At 78.3% G+C, this 7,113-nt stretch carries 7 protein-coding genes; 2 read left to right on the forward strand and 5 right to left on the reverse strand.

Annotated elements, in window-relative coordinates; genetic code table 11:
• Positions 1-134: 134 nt before the first annotated feature.
• Both MHY29_RS10485 and MHY29_RS10490 read left to right on the forward strand, forming a co-directional pair.
• Positions 135-911 carry a GNAT family N-acetyltransferase gene (locus tag MHY29_RS10485; protein ID WP_239241059.1) on the forward strand — a complete coding sequence of 259 codons (777 nt, stop codon included), beginning with the start codon at positions 135-137 and terminating at the stop codon, positions 909-911.
• A 170-nt stretch (positions 912-1,081) separates the two neighbouring features.
• On the forward strand, positions 1,082-3,421 hold the full coding sequence (locus MHY29_RS10490) for a DEAD/DEAH box helicase (RefSeq protein WP_370643518.1): 2,340 nt from the start codon (positions 1,082-1,084) through the stop codon (positions 3,419-3,421).
• On the opposite strand, the gene MHY29_RS10495 is transcribed toward MHY29_RS10490, so the two are convergent.
• From MHY29_RS10495 to MHY29_RS10515, 5 genes are all read right to left on the reverse strand, one after another.
• Positions 3,411-3,845 carry a hypothetical protein gene (locus MHY29_RS10495; protein WP_239241061.1) on the reverse strand — a complete coding sequence of 145 codons (435 nt, stop codon included), beginning with the start codon at positions 3,843-3,845 and terminating at the stop codon, positions 3,411-3,413. The genes MHY29_RS10490 and MHY29_RS10495 overlap by 11 nt on opposite strands.
• Entirely contained in the window at positions 3,842-4,330 is a 489-nt protein-coding gene (locus MHY29_RS10500) for a TadE family type IV pilus minor pilin (protein WP_239241072.1), read from the reverse strand. Before MHY29_RS10500 ends, MHY29_RS10495 begins: the two co-directional genes overlap by 4 nt.
• Positions 4,323-4,556 (reverse strand): DUF4244 domain-containing protein, encoded by a 234-nt coding sequence (locus MHY29_RS10505; RefSeq protein ID WP_224356487.1) that lies wholly within the window; start codon positions 4,554-4,556, stop codon positions 4,323-4,325. Before MHY29_RS10505 ends, MHY29_RS10500 begins: the two co-directional genes overlap by 8 nt.
• A 215-nt stretch (positions 4,557-4,771) precedes the next feature.
• On the reverse strand, positions 4,772-5,794 hold the full coding sequence (locus tag MHY29_RS10510) for a type II secretion system F family protein (protein ID WP_239241074.1): 1,023 nt from the start codon (positions 5,792-5,794) through the stop codon (positions 4,772-4,774).
• Positions 5,791-7,113 (reverse strand): ATPase, T2SS/T4P/T4SS family (locus tag MHY29_RS10515; protein WP_370643517.1); only part of this gene is annotated, 1,323 nt, incomplete at its 5' end. The genes MHY29_RS10515 and MHY29_RS10510, both read right to left, overlap by 4 nt.

Consider the following 7,113-nt stretch of genomic DNA (forward strand, 5'->3'; position numbering starts at 1 on the left):
GCGGCGGAGGCGGTCATCGGACCCGAGCGTAGTCGGGGCGGCCGCGCGGGGCCGGACGTCCCCCGCGTCACGATGTGACGACGATCACGCGGGGGGCATGGCCCCCGGCGTGCGCCGCCCGTACCCTCTGAACCATGACGCAGAGCATCGACGACACCCTGGTGGGCACGTGGTTCGCCGCGTGGTCCCGCTCCCGAGGCTATGAGACCCGCATCCAGGACGGCATGCGCTCGGCCCTGCGCAAGAAGCGCTCGGCGCAGCGCATCCCCGGCGGCGCCGGCCGCGCCGCGATGGACATCCCCACCACGTGGGAGCACGTCCTCGTCTCCCCCGACGCCGACGCCCTGGCCCCGGCCCTGGCCTCCCTGGAGGAGCAGCCGGACCGCCTGGTCACGGTCTTCGGCGAGACCGACCAGGACCTGACGTCCGCGGGCCTGCACTCGGCCGTGCTGCCCGAGCGGTTCATGTCCATGGAGCTGGACCGCGAGGTCCAGGACGTGGAGCCGCCGCTGCTGCCCGAGGGCTACGAGGCGCACGTGGACGAGCCGCGGCCCGGCTCGCGCCGCGTCCGGTTCTACGCCGCCGGCGCCCTGTCGGGCGTCCCGGAGGGCGAGGAGGAGCTCGCCGCGCTGGGCTGGGTGACGTTCGAGGGCGAGACCGCCGTGTTCGACCGCATCTGGACCTCCCCGGACCACCGCCGCCGCGGCCTGGGCAGCCTGGTCATGCGCCACCTCACCAGCGAGGCGCTCGGCGCGGACGACGAGCTCGAGCGGGGCCTGCTGGTCGCCTCCCCGGACGGGCAGAAGCTCTACGGCCACCTCGGCTGGACCGACCTGGGCCCCGTGCGCATCTGGACCCGCGCCGACGGCGAGGCCCCCGGGGCAGAGCACACCGGCACGATGGCCCGGTGACCGGCGGCCCGGTCCCCTGGCCCGACGACGACCCGTGGGCCGCTCCCGGCCCGGCGGAGGACCGCTCCGCACGGGACGTGCCCACGCCCGCTCCCGGCGGGCCGGGCTGGGAGCCGCCCCAGGAACTCGCCACAGGTGATCCCGAGGCGCGGGCGGCGTTCGCGGCCGCGCTGGGACGTCGATCCCTGCCGGCGCAGATCCGCCACGTCACCACGATCCCGGCCCGCACCCCGCGGTCAGCCCCCTGGCCGGCCGGCACTCCCGCCGGGCTGGTGCGGGCCTTCGCCGCTCGCGGCGTGCAGGCCCCCTGGGAGCACCAGGCACGCGGGGCGGCGGCGGCGCTGGCCGGGCGGCACACCGTCCTGGCGACGGGCACGGCATCGGGCAAGTCCCTGGCCTATCAGCTCGCCGTGGGCGCCACGCTCGCGGCCGACCCGCGGGCGACCGTCCTGTACCTGGCGCCCACCAAGGCGCTCGCGGCGGACCAGCTGGCCTCCTGGCGTGCCCTGGAGCGGGACGGCGCCGCCTGGCTGCGCGCCGCGCCCTACGACGGCGACACCGCCCCCCAGGACCGGATCTGGGCCCGCGAGCACGCGAACGTGCTGCTGACCAACCCGGACATGCTGCACGTGGGGATCCTGCCCCACCACGAGCGGTGGGCCGTGTTCTTCCGCAACCTCGCCTACGTGGTGCTGGACGAGTCCCACACCTACCGCGGTGTGTTCGGCTCGCAGGTGGGGATCCTGCTGCGCCGGCTGCGCCGTGTGGTGGCCCACTACCGGGGTGAGCGGCCGGAGACCGTGTTCATCGGCGCCACGGCGACCTCCGCGGCCCCGGCCGAGCACCTCGCCACGCTCATCGGCGCCGCCCCCGGGGAGGTGGAGGCCGTGACGGAGGACGCCTCTCCCCACGGTGCGGTGCACGTCGCGTTCTGGGAACCGGAGCTGACGGACCGTCGCGGGGAGAACGGGGCGCCGGTGCGCCGCTCCGCCACCGCCACCGCGGCCGACCTGCTCACGGACCTGGCCCTGCAGCAGGTCCGGACGCTCGCGTTCATCAAGTCCCGGCGCGGCGCGGAGACCATCGCCGGCGCCGCCAAGCGCCAGCTCGAGGAGGTCGAGGCCGGGCTGGGCTCGCGCATCGCGGCCTACCGCTCCGGCTACCTTCCGGAGGAGCGGCGCGCCCTGGAGGAGGCCCTGCGCTCCGGGCGGCTGCTGGGCATGGCCTCCACCCCCGCCCTGGAGATGGGCATCGACGTGGCGGGCCTGGACGCCGTGGTGGTGGCGGGCTGGCCGGGGACCCGCGCGTCGTTCTTCCAGCAGATCGGCCGGGCCGGGCGCGGCGGCCAGGACGCGCTGGCGTTCTTCGTGGCCTCCGACGACCCCCTGGACACGTTCGTGGTGGAGCACCCGGGGGCGGTGTTCGACCTGGGCGTGGAGGACACGGTGCTGGACCCCGCGAACCCGCACCTGCTGGGACCGCAGCTGTGCGCGGCCGCCGCGGAGCTGCCGCTGCGCCCCGAGGACCTGCCCTGGTTCGGCGGCCCGGAGCGGGTGCGGGAGCTGCTGGACGTCCTCGTCGAGCAGGGGCTGCTGCGGCGGCGGCCGGCGGGCTGGTTCTGGACGCACACGGAGCACGCGGCGTCCCTGGTCTCCCTGCGCGACGACGGCGGCGGGCCCATGGACATCATCGACGTCGAGTCGGGCGCGCTGCTGGGCACCATGGACTCCCCGCAGACCCACTACCAGGCGCATCCGGGCGCGGTGTACGTGCATCAGGACCGCACCTTCCTGGTGGAGGACCTCGACGAGGACGCGCACGCGGTGCTCGTGCAGCGGGCGTGGCCGGACTTCACGACGCAGGCCCGGGACGTCACGGAGATCGAGATCGTGGCCGTGCACCGGCGCCTCGACGCCGCCGGGTCCTCCCTGCGCTGGTGCCTGGGCGACGTGCAGGTGACCACGCAGGTGATCTCCTTCCAGCGCAAGGCGCTGCTCTCCGGGGAGGTGCTCGGTGAGGAGCCCTTGGACCTGCCCGCCCGGGACCTGTTCACGTCCGCCGTGTGGTTCCAGGCCGCCTCCGAGGAGCTCGTGGCCGCGGGGCTCACCATGGACCGGCTGCCCGGCGCCCTGCACGCCGCGGAGCACGCGATGATCGGCATGATGCCGCTGGTCGCCTCGAACGACCGCTGGGACATCGGCGGCGTCTCGATGGTGCTGCACCCGGACACCGGGGTGCCCACGGTGTTCGTGTACGACGGGCGCCCGGGCGGGGCCGGGTTCGCCGAGCGCGGCTTCGCCCAGGCTCGCCGCTGGGTGGAGGCCACGGCCGGGGCGATCGCCGCGTGCGAGTGTGAGGAGGGCTGTCCGTCCTGCGTGCAGTCGCCCAAGTGCGGCAACCGGAACAGCCCCCTGGACAAGGCCGGGGCGCTGACCGTGCTGCGGTTCCTGGCCGAGCGCTTCGACGGCCTCATCGAGGTCCCCGCGCACCTGACGGACGTCACGGCGTAGCCGCCTCGGGCGGTGCGCCGGGGGTGTCCGGCGCGTCCTCCGGGGCATCGTCGCGGCCCGGGCCGGCAACCGGGCCGCGCGGCCCCACCGGGGGCCCGGCCACGGCGACGGCGGTGCTCGCCGGCAGCGGGCCCGCCGCGATGACGACGGCCACGCGCACGGAGCCGTCCGGCAGGAGCACGCACTCGGTGACCTCCGCGCCGTTGCGCCGCGCGCTCTCCTCTGCCAGCGGGCACGGCTCGAGGACCCCGGCGTCCGGGACCGCACCGAGGCCGCGCCGGGCGTCGGAGGCGGCCAGCGCCGCGAGGTCGGCGGCGCCCGAGGCCCGGGCGGCGGTGGCCGACGCGTGGCCGACGGCCAGCACCCCCGTGAGCAGCCCCGCCCCGAGGAGCGCTGTGCCGAGAGCGGTCGCGGTGCCGCTCACGGCGCCGCCTCCCCGGTGGGGGCGGTGATCCCCGGCGTCCGCCCCGGTGGCGTCGGCGACGTCGCCTGCACGGGCGCGACGGCCTCGGCGCTGAGGGTCACGGCGGCCAGCGGTCCCGGGCCGGGGCGGGTGACCGTGACGGTCACCCAGCCCTCGGCCATGCGGGCCTCGAGGGCGGCGTCTCCCCCGGCCATGCGGCCCACGGCATCCCGGGCGAGGGACTCGGCGTCCCCGCGGGCCAGGATCCGGGCGGCGGAGGCGGCGGCGTCCTGGGCACGGACCTGGTGGACGGCGGTGACGCCGGCCAGCAGGACCGCCACCAGCACGGCCACCGCGGCCGGCAGCAGCACCGCGTACTCGGCCGTCACGGCGCCGCGCTCCGCCTCCCCGCGCTCGGCGTCCCGGAATGCCACCGTCCCCGACGCCCCGGCCCGGGCGCCGCGGAGGCGCCCGGGCCGGGGGGCCTCCGCGGGGAGGTCAGCCACGCTGCAGGGCCTGGGAGACGAGGTCCACGAGCAGCTCGCGCACCTCGGGGCTGGTGAGGACGACGGCCAGCACGCCGGCGAAGCCGACCGCGGCGAGCGTGAGGATGCCGTACTCGGCGGTCTGGGCGCCGGTCTCGTCCTCCGCCCAGGTGGCGAGGGCGGCGGCGCGCTGCGGGCCGACGAGCGGCACGAGGGTCTCGGTCAGGGCGGTGGAGTTGTGGGTCATGGTGTTCCCTCCTGGGGTGGTCCGGCGCCGTTCGCCGGGCCGTCGGTGTGCGGGTCCTGCTGGTGGCGTCCCGGGTGGGCCGCCTCCTCCAGCCTGCGGCGCCGGTCCCGGCCGGTGCGCGGCCCCGCCCCGGATCCGTGGACGGCGCTCCGGGGTGCGGCGACCTGTGCAGGAACGATCGGCCTCGTCCCTGCCCGCCCGCGTGGGGCCGCCGTTCACCGGGCACCCAGCAGCGCCAGCGCCATCGGCGCAACGCCCCAGCAGACGAACGCCGGCAGCTGGCACAGACCCAGCGGCACGACCAACCGCACGGCCAGCTCCTCGGCGCCGCGCTCGTCGGCGCGCCGGGTCTCCTGCCGGAGGGCCGCGGCCGTCTGGTGCAGCACCGCCTCCCCGGCCATGCCGGTGCGGTGCAGGGGCCGCAGGCGCTCCCCCAGGGCCGCCCACCGCGGCTCCTCCGTCACCGGGGCCCAGGCCTCGTCCCAGTCCGCGCCCCAGCGCAGCAGCACGGCCACCACCCGCAGATCGGCGGCGCCCGGCAGGTGCGCGGAGACGTCGTCGAGGGCGGCCGGCAGGGAGCGGCCCGCGCCCAGCAGCACAGCGGCCACGTCCACGACGACGCCCGGGCTCGCCTCCCCGAGCGGCCGGGCACCGCGGCGCAGCGCGAGCCGGGTCCAGGCCCGGCCCGCTGCGGTGAGGACGCCGCCGAGCACCAGCAGCACCCAGCCGAACCCGGTGGCGAGCAGGTCGGCCGGTCCCATGCCCAGCAGCCAGGCCAGGCCGAGCCCGCCGACCGGGAGCCAGGACAGCAGACGCGCGGTCGCCCGGGGGCCGGCGGCGGCCGTGCGGCGGGCCCGGGAGGCGTCCACGTCGGCCTCCAGGGCGTCGGCGAGCCGGGCCGCCGTCCGGGAGGGCGACGCGCCCGCCCGGGCGGCGGCCGCGAGCGCCGCGTCCGCCAGGTCCCACGGCGAGCGCTCCCCGGGCCGCGGCTGACCGCCCTCCGCGCCACGGCCGGGCCCGCCCCATCGGGCGAGGGCCGCGCGGCGCAGGGCCTCGTGGCGCGGGCAGCATCCCGGCGTCGGGCGCCCGCACGGGGAGGACGCCTGGGCGACCGCCGTCCACGCCTCGGCCGGCGTCATCCCGGCCGCCGTGAGCCCGGCCCAGCGGCGCAGCGCCTCGACGACCTCCTGGGCCCGTTCCTCGGCGCGCTCCTCCGCCCTGCCGGGCAGGGCGATCACCCGTGCCCCCGGCCGGACAGGCGGGCCTCGAGGACCTCGAGGCCCGGGCCCGCGCCGGTGCCGCCGCCGTCCCAGGTCAGGGCGGGGAGCACACTGAGCGGCGCGTCGGGATGGGCGGCGGGCGCCGGCACGGCCAGCTCCACGGGGTGGCGGCCGCGGCCGTCCCGGCGCACGTGGAGGACGGCGTCCACGCCGGCGCGTGCCTGCGCGGCCACCGCGGAGGCGGACCACCCGGCCAGGGCGCCCATCGCGGCCAGGCGCGCGGGGACGTCGGCGGCGGCGTTGGCGTGCAGGGTGCCCCACGCGCCCTGGTGTCCCGTGTTGAGGGCGGTGAGCAGGTCCGCGACCTCGGGGCCGCGGCACTCGCCCACCACCAGACGGTCGGGGCGCATGCGCAGGGCCTGCCGGATCAGCTCGGCGAGCGTGACCTCCCCGGCGCCGTCCGCGGTGGGGGCACGGGCCTGCAGGGAGATCACGTGGGGATGCGCCGGGGCGGCCTCGGCGGTGTCCTCGACGAGCACGACCCGCTCGTCCGCACCCGCCAGGCCGAGCGCGGCGGCCAGGAGGGTCGTCTTGCCGGTGCCGGTGGCCCCGCTGACCAGCACGCTCGCCCGCCCGCGCACCAGGGCGACGACGGCGTCCCGCCACCTCTCCCCGTCCGGCCAGTCGGCGGCGAGGGCGTCGAGCGACGGCGGCTCGGCGGCGGGCACGCGCAGGCTCAGGACGGTGCCGCCGCCGCTGACGGGCGGCAGGACCGCGTGCACGCGCACCCCGTCCACGCGCGCGTCGGCCACGGGGCACGCGGGGTCCAGGCGACGGCCGGCCAGCCCGATGAGCCGCACCGCGAGGGCGCGGGCCGTCGGCTCCGGCAGGATCAGCGGGCGGCGGACCAACCCCTCGACGCCGTCCGTCCACACGCTGCCGGCGGCGTCGACCAGCACGTCCGTGACCCCGGTCCGGCGCACCCACGGAGCCAGCGGACCGAAGCCCACGAGCTCCTCCAGCACCGCGTCCGGGTCACGCAGGCCCGCGGGCCGGGGACATCCCGACGGCGGCGTGTCCCCGTCCTCGGCCGCGAGGTCCGCGAGCGCACGGCCCACGGTCTCGCGCAGTGGCGGGGGCGCATGGGGGTCCGCGCGGGCCTGGGCCTCGGCCACGGCGCGGCGCAGTCGGGCGTCGGGGTCCGGACCGACGTGGGCGGGCTCTCCCCGGTCAGAGCCCGGACGACGCCGGCCGACTCGGCGCAGGTCCGGGAGGAGCGGAGCGGGCAGGCTCAGGCCCGCCGGCAGCAGCGCGGGGCGGCGGGCGGGGCGGGGGGC

The organism is Micrococcus sp. ACRRV (assembly GCF_022346985.1).
GTDB lineage: Bacteria > Actinomycetota > Actinomycetes > Actinomycetales > Micrococcaceae > Micrococcus > Micrococcus porci.